Below are 18,124 nucleotides of genomic sequence, written 5' to 3'. Positions count from 1 at the left end.
GTTTATCGTCAGGAAGACGACTATGATCGCGGCATGTCGCCCTACGACCCGTCGGCCTTCCCGCCCTTCGCTGTCACCGTCGACCTGGTCGTGCTGACCGTGCGCCGTCACGCGCTCTGTGCGCTTGCCGTCCGTCGTGGTGAGCCGCCGTTCCAGGGCCGTTGGGCGCTTCCCGGTGGATTCGTGCGCGACGACGAGGATCTGTCGTCGGCCGCGGCGCGGGAGCTGGTCGAGGAGACCGGGCTGTGCGCTCACGACCCGGACACCCCGGTCCAGGTCAATGGCGCACATCTGGAGCAGCTCGCCACGTACGGCGATCCCAAGCGCGATCCGCGGATGCGGGTCGTCAGCGTCGCTCACCTCGCACTCGCTCCCGATCTGCCCGCGCCACGAGCCGGCGGTGACGCGAACAGCGCGCGCTGGGCGCCGGTCGAGGCGCTGCTCGAGCAAGGTGGCTACGGCCAGGAGGGTGAGCAGGCCGCGCCGCTCGCCTTCGACCACGCGCGGATCCTGGCGGACGGCGTGGAGCGTGCCCGCTCGAAGATCGAGTACTCGTCGCTGGCGACGGCCTTCTGCCCGCCCGAGTTCACCGTCGGCGAGCTACGCCGGGTGTACGAGGCCGTGTGGGGCGTCGTGCTCGACCCGCGCAACTTCCACCGCAAGGTGACCGGCACGCCGGGCTTTCTCGTCCCCACGGGCGGCACCACCACCCGACAGGGCGGCCGTCCCGCCCAGCTCTTCCGCGCGGGCGGCGCGACGCTGCTCAACCCGCCGATGCTGCGCCCCGAGGTCTGAGGCCCGCGTCACCGGTCACCCTGCTGGTCACCTGTCTGTCTGTGCCATGTGCGGGACACCCGTGGCTCACACCCTGACCGAAATGCCGGAAATATAGCGTTATCTTGTTGCAGTACCCACGGGGTTCGTCCGTCCCCGACCCGGCGGACGAACCCTGGCCGACCGAGCGGTCGCACATCCCGCGAGAGAAGCGATGATCCAGGCCATCGGACTGACCAGCAATCCCCGCCAGGAACTGCCGCCCGCCGTCGACGACGTGTCCTTCGAGGCGCGAACAGGCCGTGTCACGGTGCTGCTCGGCGCGCAGGGCGCCGGCAAGACGACGGCGCTGAGGCTCATGCTCGAAATCCAACAGGGCCGCGGCGTCACCTACTTCAGAGGCCGCCCGCTGCACCGCATCACCCATCCGTCACGCGAGGTGGGCGTCCTTCTGGGTGAGGTCCCCGGACACCCCGGCCGCACGGTCCGCGGCCAGCTGCGCATGTTGTGCGCGGCCGCTGGGGTGCCCATCCAGCGCGCCGACGACGTACTCGAAGTCGTCGGTCTCGTCAGCCTCCGTGATCAGCGGCTCGGCACGCTCTCGCGCGGCATGGACCGCCGTCTCGGTCTGGCCTGCGCGCTGCTCGCCGACCCGCACACGCTCGTCCTCGACGGTCCCGCCGACGGCCTCTCGGCCCGGGAGGGCGGATGGCTGCACGGGATCCTGCGTGCGCACGCCGCCCAGGGCGGAACCGTCCTGTTCTCGACGGCCGACCCCAAGGAGGCCGCACGGACCGCCGACCGGGTCGTCACGCTGGAAGCGGGCCGAGTGGTCGCCGACCAGGAAGCAGGGGACTTCGCCCGCACCCGGCTGCGTCCTCGTGTAGCCGTACGCAGTCCGCACGCGGCGCGCCTCGGAGCGCTGCTGTCCAAGGAGGCCCGTGCGGGGCAGCGCTCCATCGAGGTGGTGAAGGAGGACGGCAACAGGCTTTCGGTGTACGGCAGCAATTGCGCCGATGTCGGTGAGACGGCGTTCCGGCACGGCATCCTCGTCCATCAACTGGCCGATGAAATCGGGGATGCGGGGCCTGATACCGCGCACGCCCCCGAATCTGTGATCGAGCCTTCTGGGGCGGCAGCTCCGACAGCTCCGACAGCTCCGACAGCTCCGACAGCTCCGGCACGTACGGATGCGGATACGAGGCAAGCGCCATGCCAGGACGATCTGGGCGAGAGCGCAGCCGTGGCCGCCGAGGTGCGGCCCGGGAACGTGTCCACAGCCCCGAAGCTCATCCCGCTCGCCACCACCGATCCGATCGCTACCACCGACCCGATCACCACGAGCGCCGCAACGGGCCCGCAGACTCCCGCGACTCCGTCCGCCTTGCCGCCCCCCATCTCGATCCGCCCCGCTCGCAGCCCCCTCCGCCCTTTGCGTTACGAGCTGCGCCGCGCCGCGGGTGTCGGCACCGGCTACCTCATCACAGCCGCCGTGCTCGCCGTCTCCGCCGTGCTCTGCGTCTTCCTCGCCAGGAGTGGTCACACGCCGCAGCCGCGCCTGCTGGCCGCCTGGCCCCTGGAACTGCCCCTGCCGCCCGCGGCCCTTGGCGCCGGGATGCTCGGCGCACTCGCCTTCGGTGAGGAGTTCCGCCACCCTGCCCTCGCCGCTGACCGGGGCACCGTCCCCCGCCGCCTGGGGCTGCTCTGCGCCAAATTGCTCGTCGCGGCGGCCACCGCGCTCCTGCTGAGTCTGCTCGTCCTGGCAGCGGACGCCGCGCTGCTTCACCTGGTATACGGAGACGAGGTCGCGAAAGTTCCCGCCGACTGGCTTTCGCTGAGTGCGAGTTGGGTTGCCCTGGTGATGGGCTGCGCCTGGGCTGGGGTGCTTGCCGGGGGTGTCTTCCGGTCCACGACCGCGGGCCTGGCCGCTGTTCTCGCGGTGCCGATCGTCGTCGTACCGCTCGTACAGAAAGCCTTGGAGGGGCCGTCTGTGCGATCGGCGGCCGGGCTGCCCGGGAGGCTCCGTGATCTTGCATTGGTGCAGTGGCCGTTCGGGGTGGAGCGCTATCTGGCAGGCGGAGTCCGGATGGTCGCCCAACCTGTGGGCAGCGCACTGATGTTGTCGCTGACCGCTCTACTCTGCGCATATCTGCTCACCGGGATGCGTGGCAGAGCCCGATAACGACCGCCCGGCGCTTCCGTTCCCGTGCTGCGCACAAGTCCCCGGAGAACGCTCATTTCTTTCCGATAAGGCGTCAATTGCGGCGAGGTAAGCGATCACCCTTTCGTGTGCTTTTCACCAAAGACCTCAAGGGACTTGGAGGCCACGCCGACAAAGGTTCCGTGAGTACCCTTGCGCACACCATGATGACCGCCGCCCGCTCCGCAGACTCCGGCCTCGCCGGACCGGGCGAACTCGACCGCTACCCCTTCGCCGAGGCCCCTGGTGCCGACCGCGTCGTCGCGCCCTCGTGGGACAGCGCTGACCAGGACCTGGGCCGCGTAGGCCGACGCGCCGGCGGCAACCGCGGCCGCGGGCTGCACGGCCAACTCGTCCAGCAGCTCGGCCAGATGATCGTCTCCGGTGACCTGGGCGCCGACCGCCCGCTGGTCCCCGAGGAGATCGGCCAGCGTTTCGAGGTCTCCCGCACCGTCGTCCGGGAGTCGCTGCGCGTGCTGGAGGCCAAGGGCCTTGTCAGCGCCCGGCCCAACGTCGGCACGCGCGTGCGCCCCGTCAGCGACTGGAACCTGCTGGACCCGGACATCATCGAATGGCGGGCGTTCGGGCCGCAGCGCGACGACCAGCGCCGTGAACTCAGCGAGCTGCGCTGGACGATCGAGCCTCTCGCCGCCCGGCTCGCCGCGGGCCACGGCCGCGAGGAGGTGCAGCAGCGGCTCGCCGACATGGTCGAGATCATGGGCCACACGCTGAGCCAGGGCGACTCGATCACGTTCTCCCGCGCCGACGCGGAGTTCCACTCGCTGCTCATCCAGCTCGCGAGCAACCGCATGCTGGAGCACCTGTCCGGCATCGTCTCGGCCGCACTCCAGGTCTCGGGTGGCCCGGTCATCGGTTGTGACCGTCCTACCGAGACGTCCCTGGTCCACCACTCGCGCATCGTCGACGCCCTCGGGGCGGGCGACGGCCCCGGTGCCGAGGCTGCCATGCGCCAGCTGCTCACCGTCCACCCGGAGGTGGAGCGCGTCGTGCCCGCCCCTCGCGAGCACTGACGGGCCGGGTCTGCGTCCGTACGGCCGGCGGATGAGCGCCTCTCGGCCCCACCTCATCACTCCGTTGACACGGCACCGTCGCCGGCCTCTGTGGGTTCCTCGGGGATCCGGTGGGGCTCGGCGACGCGGTCGTTGCCCTCTGGAGGGCCGCCGGGGCTTGGATGTGACCGCTTATGGCGGTATCTAGCTGCTTTTGAGCGCTTACGGGGTGTGACTCGGGCCACGTAGATTGGGCGTAACGCTCCTCGGGGCAGCGCGATGACCTAAGAGGTGATAGCCGAGGAGGGAATACAGCAGCCGTTCGTGGCGCTGTGTAGCTCCCCGGCCCGCCTGCGCCGTCGGCCCATCCCTAGTCGTCGGTCGTCGGTCCTGGTCCACAATGGACGGGGCCGGAAGCCGTTTTTCAACGTTCCGAGAGGTTGTTCGTGTCGGCCAGCACATCCCGTACGCTCCCGCCGGAGATCGCCGAATCCGTCTCTGTCATGGCGCTCATCGAGCGGGGAAAGGCTGATGGGCAGATCGCCGGCGATGACGTGCGTCGTGCCTTCGAAGCTGACCAGATTCCGGCCACTCAGTGGAAGAACGTTCTGCGCAGCCTCAACCAGATCCTCGAGGAAGAGGGTGTGACGCTGATGGTCAGTGCCGCGGAGCCGAAGCGCCCCCGCAAGAGCGTCGCAGCGAAGAGCCCGGTCAAGCGCACCGCGACCAAGACCGTCGCGGCCAAGACGGTCACGGCGAAGCAGACCACCGCGACCGCCGCCCCCGAGGCGTCGGCCGTGGATGTCGCAGCTGAGGACGCGCCCGCGAAGAAGGTCGCTGCCAAGAAGACGACGGCAAAGAAGGCCGTCGCCAAGAAGACCGTCGCCAAGAAGGCGACGGCCAAGAAGACGTCCAAGCAGGACGACGAGATGGTGGACGACGAGGCCACCGAGGAGACGCCTGCCAAGGGCAAGCCCGGTGAGGGCGAGTCCACGGAAGAGGGCGCCCAGGCCGGCTTCGTGCTGTCCGACGAGGACGAGGACGACGCGCCGGCCCAGCAGGTCGCCGCGGCCGGTGCCACCGCCGACCCCGTCAAGGACTACCTGAAGCAGATCGGCAAGGTCCCGCTCCTCAACGCGGAGCAGGAGGTCGAGCTCGCCAAGCGCATCGAGGCCGGCCTGTTCGCCGAGGACAAGCTGGCGAACGCCGACAAGCTCGCACCGAAGCTCAAGCGCGAGCTGGAGATCATCGCCGAGGACGGGCGCCGCGCCAAGAACCACCTCCTGGAGGCCAACCTCCGTCTGGTGGTCTCTCTGGCCAAGCGCTACACCGGCCGCGGCATGCTCTTCCTGGACCTCATCCAGGAGGGCAACCTCGGTCTGATCCGCGCGGTCGAGAAGTTCGACTACACCAAGGGCTACAAGTTCTCCACGTACGCCACCTGGTGGATCCGTCAGGCGATCACCCGCGCCATGGCCGACCAGGCCCGCACCATCCGTATCCCGGTGCACATGGTCGAGGTCATCAACAAGCTCGCGCGCGTGCAGCGTCAGATGCTCCAGGACCTGGGCCGTGAGCCCACCCCGGAGGAGCTGGCCAAGGAGCTCGACATGACCCCGGAGAAGGTCATCGAGGTCCAGAAGTACGGCCGTGAGCCGATCTCCCTCCACACCCCCCTGGGTGAGGACGGCGACAGCGAGTTCGGTGACCTCATCGAGGACTCCGAAGCGGTCGTCCCGGCCGACGCGGTCAGCTTCACGCTCCTCCAGGAGCAGCTGCACTCCGTGCTCGACACCCTGTCCGAGCGCGAGGCGGGCGTGGTCTCCATGCGCTTCGGTCTCACCGACGGCCAGCCGAAGACCCTCGACGAGATCGGCAAGGTCTACGGAGTGACGCGTGAGCGTATCCGTCAGATCGAGTCGAAGACGATGTCGAAGCTGCGTCACCCGTCGCGCTCGCAGGTCCTGCGCGACTACCTCGACTAGTCGTCGGCGCTCCAGCGCTCCACAAAGAAGGCCCGAAGCCCCATGTGAGGCTTCGGGCCTTCTGCTTGCCCTGTCTGTCTGCCCGGAGGCATGCGTCCTGGCGCGGACGCGCGTGGCGCGGGTGCGGGGTGTGCCGTGCTGGATCACTGTGGGTGTTTCACAGCAACCCAGAGTGAGGAGATCGCATGCCTCGTCCCTTTGCCCGAACGCTCACGGCGGCACTGGCCATCGCGGCATCGGCAGCCGCGCTGCCGCTGGCCGCTCCGGCCCCCGCGGTGGCCGACAGCGTGGTCATCGGCGGCAGCCCGGTCCGAGTGGCCGACAGCCCGTGGGTGGTGGCGCTGTCCAGCCGTGACCGGTTCGGGGGTACGCGTTCGGGACAGTTCTGCGGAGGAGTGGTCGTCGGGCGCTCGACGGTCCTCACCGCGGCTCACTGTCTGAGCGAGGAAGTCCTCGGAGTGCCGCTGAACGAGATGAGCGACCTGAAGGTGATCGCCGGACGTGAGGATCTGAGAACGTCGGCCGGCCGTGAGATTCCGGTGCGCGAGGCGTCGGTCAATCCGGCGTACGACAGCCACACGAACGCAGGTGATGTGGCGGTGGTGTCGCTGGCGAGACCGCTTCCGAAGGGCTACGCGATCCGCATGGCCGGGCAGGGCGACCGGGCGTACGAACCCGGCACGCGTGCCGCTGTCTACGGGTGGGGGGACACAACGGGGGCGGGTGATTACGCGCGCACATTGCGCTCCGCGCCCGTGCGGGTGCTGCCCGACTCCACCTGCGGGGAGGCCTACCCCGGCAGCTCTGACGGAACGTACACGGCCGAATCCATGCTGTGTGCGGGGGAGCCTGGAGGCGGGCGTGACGCCTGCCAGGGGGACAGCGGTGGTCCACTCGTCGCACGGGGGCGGCTCATCGGCCTCGTGTCATGGGGGAGTGGCTGCGGGCGGGCCGGGAGTCCCGGGGTCTACACACGGATCTCCGGCGTCGCGCGGGAGATGCCTCTGCGTGGCTGAGGGGCGCGGGAATTGTCCGGTGCCGCGAGCGCGGGGAGCGCCGGATGCCGCAGGGGGCCGCCGAGGAGGCGCCTGGGCGCCCGTCTGACGAGAGCGGGCGGCCGTCCCTGGGGTTGGCAGGGTCGGCCGCCCGATCGCCGGTCTGGAGTGCACCGGATGGCTCGTCGTGGATGCGAGGTGTCAGCCCTCGTCGGTGGTCTCCGGGACGGCCGTCAGCCGCTCCGTCTCGTCCTGTATCTCAGCGGCGATCTTCTTGAGTTCCGGCTCGAACTTGCGGCCGTGGTGGGCGCAGAAGAGCAGTTCACCGCCGCTCAACAGGACGACGCGCAGGTATGCCTGGGCGCCGCAGCGGTCGCAGCGATCAGCGGCCGTCAGGGGGCTCGCGGGGGTCAGAACAGTAGTCACGTCGCCTCTTCTCTAGCTCGACGAGCTGTCGTACCAGGGTCAACATCCAACCAGGCCGAAAACGTTCCCGCTCGTGGCTTTTCCTCGAAGTTTTTTCCGAGGCGGCTGTCTGCTGCCGGTTGGCGGCGAATGTGCCGTATTGCGTCTCTTACGTGTCTTACGGTTTCGCGCTGTCTGTCAGGTCGGTCGTCCGCCGGCTGGCTTGCCGGTTGTTCATGAGGACGTGCCCGGAGCCTAAATGGTTCATGCCTGGAAGGGAACGTGACGTGCGCTTCACTCCATTGAGGGATCGAACAGGCGTACGGCACTGGACTAGTCTGAGTTGAGACGAGGGTGGCGTTACAACGGCTCTACCAGGCCTCGGTACCCTCTGACCGGCAACCGAAGTCGGGTCCTTACCCAAAAGGACCCCCCTTGAAATTCAGCGAGGAGCGAACCGCGTGACCGCCGAGACGTCCGTGCCGTCCACAGCGTTGCTGACCGGAGCAGACCGGGACGGTTCCAACTACACCGCGCGGCACCTGCTCGTCCTGGAGGGGCTCGAGGCCGTTCGTAAGCGCCCGGGCATGTACATCGGGTCGACGGACAGCCGTGGCCTGGTGCACTGCCTCTGGGAGATCATCGACAACTCCGTCGATGAGGCTCTGGGCGGCTACTGCGACCACATCGAAGTCATCCTTCACGACGACGCCTCCGTGGAGGTCCGGGACAACGGCCGAGGCATCCCGGTGGATGTCGAGCCCAAGACCGGCCTCTCCGGAGTCGAGGTCGTCATGACGAAGCTGCACGCGGGCGGAAAGTTCGGCGGTGGCTCCTACGCCGCCTCGGGCGGCCTGCACGGTGTGGGTGCCTCCGTCGTGAACGCTCTGTCCGCGCGCCTCGACGTGGAGGTGGACCGCGCGGGGCACACCCACGCGATCAGCTTCCGGCGGGGTGTCCCCGGTGCCTTCGCCAAGCCTGGGCCCGACGCCGAATTCGATTCGTCGGCCAGGCAGCGCAAGACCAAAAAGATCCCCAAGACCCGCACCGGCACACGCGTGCGCTACTGGGCCGACCGCCAGATCTTCCTCAAGGACGCCAAGCTCAATCTCGACACGCTGCACCAGCGCGCCCGCCAGACTGCGTTCCTGGTGCCGGGCCTGACCATCGTCGTGCGCGACGAGTACGGTCTCGGGGAAGGTGGCAGCAAGGGCGAGGAGTCCTTCCGCTTCGACGGCGGCATCAGCGAGTTCTGTGAGTACCTGGCCCAGGACAAGGCTGTCTGCGATGTCCTCCGTCTCACCGGGCAGGGCACCTTCAAGGAGACCGTCCCGGTCCTCGACGATCACGGCCAGATGACCCCCACCGAGGTCACCCGTGAGCTTGTCGTGGACGTCGCGATGCGCTGGGGCACGGGGTACGACACGACGCTGCGGTCCTTCGTCAACATCATTGCCACGCCCAAGGGCGGCACCCATGTATCGGGATTCGAGCGTTCCCTCACCAAGACGATGAACGAGGTGATGCGCACCCAGAAGGTGCTGCGCGTCGCCGAGGACGACATCGTCAAGGACGACGCCCTGGAGGGTCTTACCGCGGTTGTCACGGTCCGTCTCGCCGAGCCGCAGTTCGAGGGCCAGACCAAGGAGGTGCTCGGCACCTCGGCGGCCAACCGGATCGTCTCCAACGTCGTCGCCAAGGAGCTCAAGGAGTTCCTGACCTCCACCAAGCGCGACGCCAAGGCCCAGGCCCGCTCCGTGATGGAGAAGGCCGTCGCTGCCGCCCGCACGCGCATCGCGGCCCGCCAGCACAAGGACGCCCAGCGCCGGAAGACGGCCCTGGAATCCTCCTCGCTGCCCGCCAAGCTCGCCGACTGCCGCAGTGACGACGTGGAGCGCAGCGAGCTCTTCATCGTCGAGGGCGACTCGGCGCTCGGCACCGCGAAGCTGGCACGGAACTCAGAGTTCCAGGCCCTCCTGCCGATCCGCGGCAAGATCCTCAATGTTCAGAAGGCGTCCGTGACGGACATGCTGAAGAACGTCGAGTGCGGCGCGATCATCCAGGTCATAGGGGCAGGGTCCGGCCGGACCTTCGACATCGACGCGGCGCGCTACGGGAAGATCATTCTTCTCGTCGACGCCGATGTCGACGGCGCGCACATCCGGATTCTGCTGCTTACCCTCTTCCAGCGCTACATGCGTCCGATGGTGGAGGCGGGCCGGGTCTTCGCGGCCGTACCGCCGCTGCACCGGATCGAGCTGGTGCAGCCGAAGAAGGGCCAGGACAAGTACGTCTACACGTACTCGGACAACGAGCTGCGCGAGACGCTCCTGGAGTTCCAGCGCAAGGGGGTCCGCATCAAGGACTCCATCCAGCGTTACAAGGGTCTCGGCGAGATGGACGCCGACCAGCTCGCGGAGACCACCATGGACCCCCGTTTCCGCACCCTGCGGCGGGTCAACATCGGCGATCTGGATGCCGCGGAGCAGGTATTCGATCTGCTGATGGGCAACGATGTGGCGCCCCGCAAGGAGTTCATCACGAGCTCGGCGGCGACGCTGGACCGCTCGCGCATCGACGCGTAGCGCTCACGCGAGGTGAGAGTTGTGCTCCGCTCGTGCGGAGCACACTCCACCCGTGGGTGGAGCCCTCGGCTCCACCCACGTTCCACCCCTGCTCCGATGCCGTGACCAGGCCTTTTCCGTAGCGTCGAAGGCGTTGATCCTCCTCGGATCGGCTCCGCACTTCCTCGTCCCTCGGAGGCCGACATGTCCGGGCTCACCCATGTTCTGGTGATCTGCGCCGTCATCGCGTTGGTGATCGTGCGCCAGTTCAAGGCGCAGCAGATCAGCGCGGACAGGCGCTGGTGGGTTATACCTGCCGTGCTGGTGTTCCTGGCCGTGCGCGAGCCCGACGTGCTGGACGCCCATCACCAGGTGGTGTCCGCGGTCCTGCTCGGTGCGGAGGTGCTGGTCGGTCTGGCCATCGGCCTCGGCTGGGCGCGGACCACGCATGTGTGGACAGAGCCGGACGGTGCCGTGTGGGGCAAGGGAAGCAAGGCCACCGCGCTCGTCTGGGGCGTCGGGATCGGGCTGCGGCTCGGCCTGTTCGGTGTCGGTGCGTTGCTGGGGGTGCGGCAGGGCAGCGCGGCACTGATGCTGGCTCTCGCGGCGACGCTGCTGGTCCGTAGCGCCATGCTGGCGCAGCGGGCCGGTCTGTTCCGCCCGGCGTACGGTGTTGCGGATGCGGCGTACAAGCCGATGCGGAAGGACCGCGTGTGAACTCGGACCGGTGGACGACGTGGCCCTCCCGGGAAGCGCTCACCCGGGAGGGGCAGAGCACTGCCCGGCTGTGGTTCGTCAGGGTCCTGCGCGTGGTGATCGCCGCCAGCCTGTTGTGGAACACCTTCCATGACGACAGGGGCTGGCGTCTGGCGGCCGGGATCGCCCTGGTCATGTTCTGCGGCGGGTTCGCCTGGGCGTTCTTCCGTGTCTCGTTCGCCCATCGACTGTGGCCTTCGGCCAGTCTGCTGGTCCTGCCGATGGGGGCCGGGTATGCCGCGCAGGCGGCCGACTGGAAGGTCCTCGCGCTCGTCCTCTGGTGCAGCACGGGAGTCCTGTCCCTGGAGCGGCTGCCGCTTCTGGCCGGTGCGGTCTGCGTGCCGCTGGCGATGACCGGGTTCGCGGCGTACAACGACGACGGCTGGCTTGTCACAAGCCTCATCGTCATCGGGCTCGCCCTGGCGGGATACACGCTGCGGCTCGACGCCGACGCGAGAGGCAACACCCAGCGACTGCTCGCCCAGGAGCTTGCCGCCCGCACCGCGGAGGCGGAGACGGCCGCCCTGGCGGAGCGGGCGCGGATCGCCAGGGAGATCCATGACGTGCTCGCGCACAGCCTCTCCGCACAGATGGTCCACCTGGAGGCGGCGCGTCTGCTGATCGAGGGGGAGGCGACGCGCGATCAGATACTCGAACGGGTGGTGGCGGCACGGTCCATGGCCCGCGAAGGGCTCGCGGAGACCCGGCAGGCGCTGTCCGCGCTGCGCGGCGAGATGACGCCGGTTGAGGACTTCCTGCGGGAACTGGTTGCCTCGGACAGGGCCTCGGTGTCCGTGACGGGGGCGCGGCGCGCTCTGCCCGCCGAGGCGTCACAGGCGGTGCGCCGAGTCGCGCAGGAGGCCCTGACGAACGTACGGAAGCACGCGCCGGGCGCCAAGGTGCGCGTGCACCTTGCGTATGGGGAGGGTGAAGTGACGCTGGACGTACGGGATTCAGGCGCGCCGCCGGGTGAACTCGCCGCCTCCGGAGCCGGGTACGGTCTGCTGGGAATGCGGGAGCGGGCTGAGCTGCTGGGCGGCTCTCTGGCCGCTGGGCCTGGTGAGGAGGGCTTCATCGTGACGCTGAAGGTGCCTACATGACGACCGAAGGCGGCGCCAAGGTGCCCGTGCCGGCGCCGGCACGGGTGGTCGTGGTCGATGACCAGACCGTGGTGCGAGAGGGCATCGTGATGCTGCTGGGGCTGCTGCCCGGTATCGAGGTCGTCGGTTCCGGAGGTGACGGCGAGGAAGCCGTTCGGCTCGTCGCCGAACTCTCTCCCGATGTCGTCCTGATGGACCTGCGCATGCCCCGGGTCGACGGCGCGGAGGCCACCCGCCGTATCCGTGCCGAGTACCCGGGAACGCAGGTCGTCGTACTGACCACCTTCGCCGACGACGAGTCGCTCTTCCCGGCGCTGAGAGCCGGCGCGCGCGGCTACCTCACCAAGGACGCCGGTGGGGACGAGATCGTGCGGGCCGTTCAGGACGTGCTCTCGGGCGATGCGGGGCTCTCGCCGCAGATTCAACGGCGGTTGCTGGAGCGGTTGTCGGAGCCCGACCAGCCGGTGCCCGCGGAGCCGCCCGACGGTCTCACCACGCGTGAGACGGAGGTGCTGGTCCTGATCGCGGAGGGGATGAACAACCAGGAGATCGCCCGCGAGATGCATGTCTCCCCTGCCACGGTGAAGACGCACATCAACAACCTCTTCGCGAAGACGGGAATCAAGGACCGCGCGCAGGCTGTCCGTTACGCCTACCGGCGCGGACTGGTGAAGCCCCCGAGAGCTACTTCCAGCTGAGTGGGTGCTTTGAGGAGGCCCTTCACCTGGACGAGGCCCTTCACCTGATGGGGTGAAGAGGAGGGAGAGAAGAGTCAGGGATCTTCCCGTTCTGTCCATCCTTGGGCACGCGGCCGAACAAGGCTGCGGACAAGGAGAGTTCGGTGGAGAAGCACGACGGGCGCGATGCCGGGCAGGCGCGGACCGGGGATCCGAGGGATCCCTGGTACGACGCTCTGGCCTCCGGCTGGGGCGAGTTGGACGGCATGGGTGCGCCGGCGCCCGCGGTGCCGCCCCAGGGCGTACCCGAGCGGAGCGCGAGCGCGGCCGACATCTATCTGGAGGTCCAGCGGAGCGCTGCCTTCCAGGAGGTGCGCCGTCGGTATCGGCGGTTCGTCATCCCCGGGGTGGCGCTCTTCTTCACCTGGTACGTCGCATACGTCGTGACGGCGACCACGGCGCCCGGCCTTATGGCGCGGCCCGTCGCCGGAGCCGTGAATGTCGCGATGCTCTCCGGCCTCGGACAGTTCCTCACGACTTTCCTGCTGACCTGGGCTTATGCCCGGCACGCCAGGCTGCGGAGGGATCGCGCGGCACTCGATCTGCGCTGGACCGTGTTCGAGCAGAAGCGGGAGCAGGACCAGAAGCGGGAGCAGGACCAGCGCAAAGACGACCAGTGGAGTGAGCAGGAACCGGCACGGGGGAGTGAGCGATGACCGGGGATCATCAGACGCTCGCGCTCCTGCTGTTCGGCGTGTTCGTGGCCGTCACGCTCGCGATCACGACGTGGGTGAGCCGGAACCGGCACGGCTCGGCTGAGGAGTTCTACACGGGCGGGCGGCTCTTCTCTCCCATGGAGAATGGTTTTGCCATCGCGGGCGACTACATGTCGGCCGCCTCCTTCCTCGGCATCTCCGGGCTGATCGCCCTCTTCGGCTACGACGGGCTGCTCTACTCGGTGGGTTTCCTCGTCGCCTGGCTCGTCGTGCTGTTCCTGGTGGCCGAACTGGTGCGCAACTGCGGCAGGTTCACGCTCGCCGATGTCGTCGCCGCCCGGATGAGGGAGCGGCCCGTGCGCATCGCGGCGGGAACTTCCTCGGTGACCGTGTCCGTTCTCTATCTGGTGGCGCAGATGGTGGGGGCGGGCTCACTCGTCGCGCTGCTGCTCGGCGGGACGAGCGCGGCTGCGCAGACCTGGACGGTGATCGGCGTCGGCGCGCTCATGGTCATCTATGTGTCGTTGGGAGGGATGCGGGCCACCACCTGGATCCAGATCGTCAAGGCGGTCCTGTTGATGTGCGGGGCGATCGCGCTGACCGTGCTCGTACTGGTGCGTTTCCACGGCGACTTCGACCAGTTGCTGCGGACCGCGGCCGACCGCAGCGGCCACGGCAGCCAGTTCCTCGCACCAGGCCTGAAGTACGGCGGCGACTGGACCGCGCGCCTTGACTTCATCAGCCTCGGGCTCGCGCTCGTCCTCGGCACGGCCGGACTGCCGCACATCCTCTCCCGCTTCTATACGGTGCCGACCGCGCGGGCCGCGCGCCGTTCCGTCGTCTGGTCCATCGGCCTCATCGGCGGCTTCTACCTGATGACGATCGTGCTCGGCTTCGGCGCCGCCGCGATCGTGGGCTCCGATGCCGTGCGGGGATCGAACGCCGCGGGGAACACGGCGGTTCCGCTCCTCGCGCTCGATCTGGGAGGCGGCGCGGACTCCACTGGCGGAACGGTTCTGTTCGCCGTCGTCGCCGCGATCGCCTTCGCCACGATCCTGGCCGTGGTAGCAGGGATCACCCTCGCCTCGTCGGCGTCCGTGGCCCACGACCTGTACGCGTCGCTGCGGCGCAAACACGCGAAGCCGCGCAGCGAGGTGGCGGTGGCGCGCCTCGCCGCGGCCGGGATCGGCGTGGTCGCGATCGGCCTCGGACTGCTGGCCCGCGATCTCAACGTGGCGTTCCTGGTGGGACTCGCCTTCGCGGTAGCCGCGTCCGCCAATCTGCCCGTACTGCTCTATTCGCTGTTCTGGCGGAACTTCACCACGCGGGGTGCGGTCTGGTCGGTGTACGCGGGCCTGGTGCCGTCCCTGGTGCTTGTCGTGCTGTCACCCGTGGTCTCCGGTGGGCCCAACTCCCTCTTCCCAGGGGTGGACTTCCAGTACTTCCCCCTGGAGAACCCGGGGCTCGTCTCCATCCCGCTGGGCTTCCTGGCCGGCTGGCTGGGCACCGTCACCTCGGCGGAGCCCGCGGACGAGGCCAAACACGCGGAGACCGAAGTGCGATCGCTCACCGGGGCGGGAGCGGTGTAACGCCCGGCTAGGAAGCGCTGGACGCCCACTCGTAGCGATGCTCCGGGCGACCCGTGTCGCCGTACTTGAGGCTGAGCCGGACTCGGCCCGAGCGCTCCAGGAGCTTCAGATAGCGCTGCGCCGTCTGGCGGCTCAGCAGGGTGAGGTCCGCCAGCTCTTGGGCGGAGAGAGGCCCTTCAGCGCCCATCAGGGCCCTGCGGACCAGCTCGGCCGTGGTGGGGGAGTGGCCTTTGGGCAGCTCGGGTGCCGGAGTCGCCGAGAGGGCGCCGAAGATCCGGTCGACTTCGGCCTGCTCGGCCTCGCCCCCGCCGTCAAGGGTGCGGCGCAGCGTCGCGTACGCATCGAGCTTGGCGCGAAGTCCCGCGTAGGAGAACGGTTTGACCAGGTACTGCAGGGCGCCGTGGCGCATCGCGGCCTGCACGGTGGCGACATCGCGGGCAGCGGTCACCATGATCACGTCGGTCTGATGGCCGCGCTCACGCAACGTACGGACGACCGCGAGACCCGTCTCGTCCGGCAGATAGTGGTCAAGGAGCACCAGATCGATGGGGAGCTCCTCGATGAGCCGCAGCGCCTCCGCGGCGTTGTGCGCCTTCGCCGCCACGCGGAAGCCGGGGACCTTCGCCACATAGGCGGCGTTGACGTCCGCGACCCGGACGTCGTCGTCCACGACGAGCACCTCGATCATCGCGTCTCCTCCGTGGCGGCCGGTTCGGGCTGCGCGAGCGCTTCTTCGGACGGCATGAGGGCTTCGGAGTGCACGAGTGCCTCGGGCAGTACGACGGTGAACTCGGCGCCCCCGTCGGGCGCCGCCTCGGCCCGTGCGCTGCCGCCCTGCCGCTCGGCGAGTCTGCGGACCAGGGCGAGCCCGATACCGCGCTTGCCGTGCGCCGGAGGCTCCTTGGTGGACCAGCCCTCCGTGAAGATCGTCTCGCGTTGTTCGGGCGGGACGCCGGGGCCCGTATCGCGCACCCGTAGGACGACAGCGCGTCCCTCGGTGCGCACATCGACCTCCACGCGCGCGTGGAGGCTGCCCGCCGCGGCGTCGAGCGCGTTGTCGACCAGATTGCCGACGATGGTGACGAGGCCGCCCGGGTCGATCAGGCGGTCGGGCAGCGCGGTGTCGCGTGGCACGGCGAGCACGACACCACGTTCCGCGGCGACCGTGGCTTTGCCCACGAGGAGGGCGGCGAGCAGCGGATCGCCGACCTTCTCCGTGATCTGCTCGGCGGTCACCCGGTGCGCGCCCGCCACCTCACCGACGAACTCCGCCGCCTCCTCGTACATCTCCAGCTCCAGGAGGCCGAGCAGCGTGTGCATCCGGTTGGCGTGCTCGTGGTCCTGGGCGCGCAGCGCGTCGATGAGGCCGCGGGTGGAGTCCAGCTCGCGGCCCAGCTGCTCCAGTTCGGTGCGGTCGCGCAGGGTGGCGACGGCGCCCCCGTCGTCCGTGGGCATCCGGTTGGCGACCAGGACGCGCTGGCCGCGGACGGTCAGGAGGTCGGTGCCCGTGACCCGTCCGGCGAGTACGTCGGTCGTACGTCCGGGGCCCAGCGCCGTGTCGAGCGGTTGGCCGATGGCTTCGGAACCGAGGCCCAGGAGGCGCTGTGCCTCGTCGTTGAGGAGGCGGATCCGGCCGGCGCGGTCCAGTGCGACGACGCCCTCACGGATGCTGTGTAGCATGGCCTCGCGTTCCGCGAGGAGGGCCGAGATATCGGAGAAGGCCAGGTCACGGGTCTGTCGCTGCACCCTGCGTGAGATCAGATAGGCGGCAAGGGCGCCCACGGCCAGCGCACCGCCCGCGTAGGCGAAGAGGCCCGGGATCGCGTGGACGAGGCGGGCGCGGACGCTGTCGTACTCGATGCCTACGGAGACGGCACCCACGATGTCCCCGTCGATGTCCCGCAGCGGTACCTTGCCCCGGGCCGAGCGGCCCAGGGTGCCGTTGTCGATCTCCATGACCTCGTCCCCGGCGAGCGCGTCGCTGGGGTCGGTCGAGACGACCTGGCCGATCTGGTCGCGATCGGTGTGGGACCAGCGAACGCCGTCCTTGTTCATGATCACGACGTACTCCGCGCCGCTGGCACGCCGGATCCGTTCCGCTTCCGTCTGCACGGGTCCGTCGACCGTGGGCTTCGAGGAGCGGAGGTCATCGGCGATCTGCGGCTGGGCTGCCGTGGTCTGCGCGATGGCGAGGGCACGCCGCATCGCCTGATCGTCCAGCTGATCGCTGAGGGGCGCGAGGAAGAGCCCCGTGGCGAGCACGGCGACCCCGGCGGCGATCGCCAGCTGCATCAGCAGCACCTGCGAGAAGACGCGCCGCGGCAGGCCGAGGCGGAGTCTTCGGGCAGGGGAGGAGGTCGGGCTCATGTGTACGAACGGTACGGCGACCGGAGGGCTACTCCGAAGTCACTGTGGCGGGGATCTCCTGTTCGGCGCCGTACGCGATACGCCGAACCGCGACGACATCCATGCGCGCCGGGGCCGCCAGTGCCGCGCCGCAGCTCTCCGGCCGTGGCGGCTGAGAGGCTCCCTGGGCGACCGTCACGCGCCAGTGCCGTCCGTCGGTGTGGGCCACCGTCACGTCCCAGCGTGGGGCCGTGCCGTCCGTGTGGACGACGCTCAGGGCGCCGACGGCGGCCTCGCCCGTCGCGGTGCGCACCGCGAGCTCGGCGGCCTGCCCAGGGCGGTCCCAGGCCGAATTGCCCCGGCAGCCCTCAGTGACGACGCGGCCCGTGCGCACCCCATCGAGGATTTCCTTGACAGCGGTGTGTCCGGAGCGGCCGTACGCGTAGCCGTAGGGCAGGACAAGGAGTGTGGGTGAGAAGCGGTGGCCACCCAGATGGGTGACTTCCCAGGTGCCTTGTTCACCGGACGCGCTGAGCGTGGCGGCGAGCGGCCTGCCGAGGAGGGCGCAACAGCGGTCCCGCTTGCCGTTCGTGCAGACCAGGGCGAGCGGGGCGCCGGTGTGCGGCGTGCCGAATCCGCTGTGGTCGCCCGCGCCGAGGGCGGCGAAGTCGAGGTCGAGCAGTCGCTCCGGTTCGTCCGTCACGTGGGCGCGCAGCCAGGTGTTGCCGGGCACGGTGTGGGCCACGTACACCTGGCGGCGCGCGGGGGCGTGGCAGTCGGCGTGGCGTCCGGGGCGGCGGATGAGCGCGATCCGTACGCCGGTTCCCTCCGCGGCGGCCTCAAGGGCGCGGCCGACCTCCGGATCCAGATGGCTCGATGTGAGCGCTTTGGCGCCCCAGGGGCCCGGCTGTTCAAGCAGTAGCCAGGTCCTGGCGGTGGCCGCGGTCCCCGCGAGAGGCTCGTCCAGATCCCGCGAAGCGGTGGCGCACGTACTCACAGAGGGGAGC

The 18,124-nt window shown here is 69.3% G+C and carries 15 protein-coding genes; 11 read left to right on the top strand and 4 right to left on the bottom strand.

The features are described 5' to 3' along the window. Positions 1–33: 33 nt before the first annotated feature. The 5 genes from ACGFSB_RS27745 (at position 34) to ACGFSB_RS27725 (ending at position 6,985) form a co-directional block, all read left to right on the top strand. Complete coding sequence (locus tag ACGFSB_RS27745; protein WP_393404691.1) at positions 34–795, top strand: NUDIX domain-containing protein; 762 nt, start codon at positions 34–36, stop codon at positions 793–795. 193 nt (positions 796–988) lie between these two features. After that, positions 989–2,956, top strand: a complete 1,968-nt coding sequence (locus ACGFSB_RS27740; RefSeq protein ID WP_393404688.1) for an ATP-binding cassette domain-containing protein — start codon at positions 989–991, stop codon at positions 2,954–2,956. A 161-nt stretch (positions 2,957–3,117) separates the two neighbouring features. Beyond that, positions 3,118–4,005 carry a FadR/GntR family transcriptional regulator gene (locus tag ACGFSB_RS27735; protein WP_393404686.1) on the top strand — a complete coding sequence of 296 codons (888 nt, stop codon included), beginning with the start codon at positions 3,118–3,120 and terminating at the stop codon, positions 4,003–4,005. Between the two features lie 419 nt (positions 4,006–4,424). After that, on the top strand, positions 4,425–5,969 hold the full coding sequence (locus ACGFSB_RS27730; protein WP_393404683.1) for an RNA polymerase sigma factor: 1,545 nt from the start codon (positions 4,425–4,427) through the stop codon (positions 5,967–5,969). A gap of 185 nt (positions 5,970–6,154) precedes the next feature. Further along, a complete protein-coding gene (locus ACGFSB_RS27725) occupies positions 6,155–6,985 on the top strand; it encodes a S1 family peptidase (RefSeq protein WP_393404680.1) in 831 nt (276 codons plus the stop codon). Positions 6,986–7,165: 180 nt separating this feature from the next. Here the strand turns inward: ACGFSB_RS27725 and ACGFSB_RS27720 are convergent, their stop codons facing one another. Then, the gene (locus ACGFSB_RS27720) at positions 7,166–7,390 is read right to left on the bottom strand and encodes a hypothetical protein (protein ID WP_393404677.1); all 225 of its coding nucleotides are present in this window, start codon (positions 7,388–7,390) and stop codon (positions 7,166–7,168) included. Between the two features lie 440 nt (positions 7,391–7,830). Here ACGFSB_RS27720 and ACGFSB_RS27715 point away from each other — a divergent pair, with 440 nt between their 5' ends. The 6 genes from ACGFSB_RS27715 (at position 7,831) to ACGFSB_RS27690 (ending at position 14,771) form a co-directional block, all read left to right on the top strand. Then, entirely contained in the window at positions 7,831–9,954 is a 2,124-nt protein-coding gene (locus ACGFSB_RS27715; RefSeq protein ID WP_393404674.1) for a type IIA DNA topoisomerase subunit B, read from the top strand. A 183-nt stretch (positions 9,955–10,137) separates the two neighbouring features. After that, entirely contained in the window at positions 10,138–10,650 is a 513-nt protein-coding gene (locus tag ACGFSB_RS27710) for a DUF1453 domain-containing protein (protein WP_393404672.1), read from the top strand. Further along, positions 10,647–11,789: a sensor histidine kinase gene (locus ACGFSB_RS27705; protein ID WP_393404669.1), complete on the top strand. Its 1,143-nt coding sequence runs from the start codon at positions 10,647–10,649 to the stop codon at positions 11,787–11,789. Before ACGFSB_RS27710 ends, ACGFSB_RS27705 begins: the two co-directional genes overlap by 4 nt. Continuing rightward, entirely contained in the window at positions 11,786–12,487 is a 702-nt protein-coding gene (locus tag ACGFSB_RS27700; protein WP_393404666.1) for a response regulator, read from the top strand. Before ACGFSB_RS27705 ends, ACGFSB_RS27700 begins: the two co-directional genes overlap by 4 nt. Positions 12,488–12,630: 143 nt before the next feature. After that, positions 12,631–13,182, top strand: coding sequence for a DUF485 domain-containing protein (locus ACGFSB_RS27695; protein WP_393404663.1), 552 nt, complete (start codon positions 12,631–12,633; stop codon positions 13,180–13,182). Further along, entirely contained in the window at positions 13,179–14,771 is a 1,593-nt protein-coding gene (locus ACGFSB_RS27690) for a cation acetate symporter (protein WP_393404660.1), read from the top strand. The genes ACGFSB_RS27695 and ACGFSB_RS27690 overlap by 4 nt, the downstream gene beginning before the upstream one ends. A 7-nt stretch (positions 14,772–14,778) precedes the next feature. Here ACGFSB_RS27690 and ACGFSB_RS27685 read toward each other — a convergent pair whose 3' ends face one another. The 3 genes from ACGFSB_RS27685 to ACGFSB_RS27675 are packed head-to-tail and all read right to left on the bottom strand — an operon-like array spanning position 14,779 to position 18,114. After that, positions 14,779–15,459 carry a response regulator gene (locus tag ACGFSB_RS27685; RefSeq protein WP_393404657.1) on the bottom strand — a complete coding sequence of 227 codons (681 nt, stop codon included), beginning with the start codon at positions 15,457–15,459 and terminating at the stop codon, positions 14,779–14,781. Continuing rightward, on the bottom strand, positions 15,456–17,138 hold the full coding sequence (locus tag ACGFSB_RS27680; RefSeq protein WP_393404654.1) for an ATP-binding protein: 1,683 nt from the start codon (positions 17,136–17,138) through the stop codon (positions 15,456–15,458). The genes ACGFSB_RS27685 and ACGFSB_RS27680 overlap by 4 nt, the downstream gene beginning before the upstream one ends. Positions 17,139–17,166: 28 nt before the next feature. Then, positions 17,167–18,114, bottom strand: coding sequence for a sucrase ferredoxin (locus ACGFSB_RS27675; protein ID WP_393404651.1), 948 nt, complete (start codon positions 18,112–18,114; stop codon positions 17,167–17,169). Between the last annotated feature and the right edge of the window lie 10 nt (positions 18,115–18,124).

Source organism: Streptomyces sp. NPDC048441, from assembly GCF_043200235.1.
GTDB lineage: Bacteria > Actinomycetota > Actinomycetes > Streptomycetales > Streptomycetaceae > Streptomyces.
Note: the sequence above shows the minus strand (reverse complement) of the source record. Positions and strands in the feature narration are given on the sequence as shown.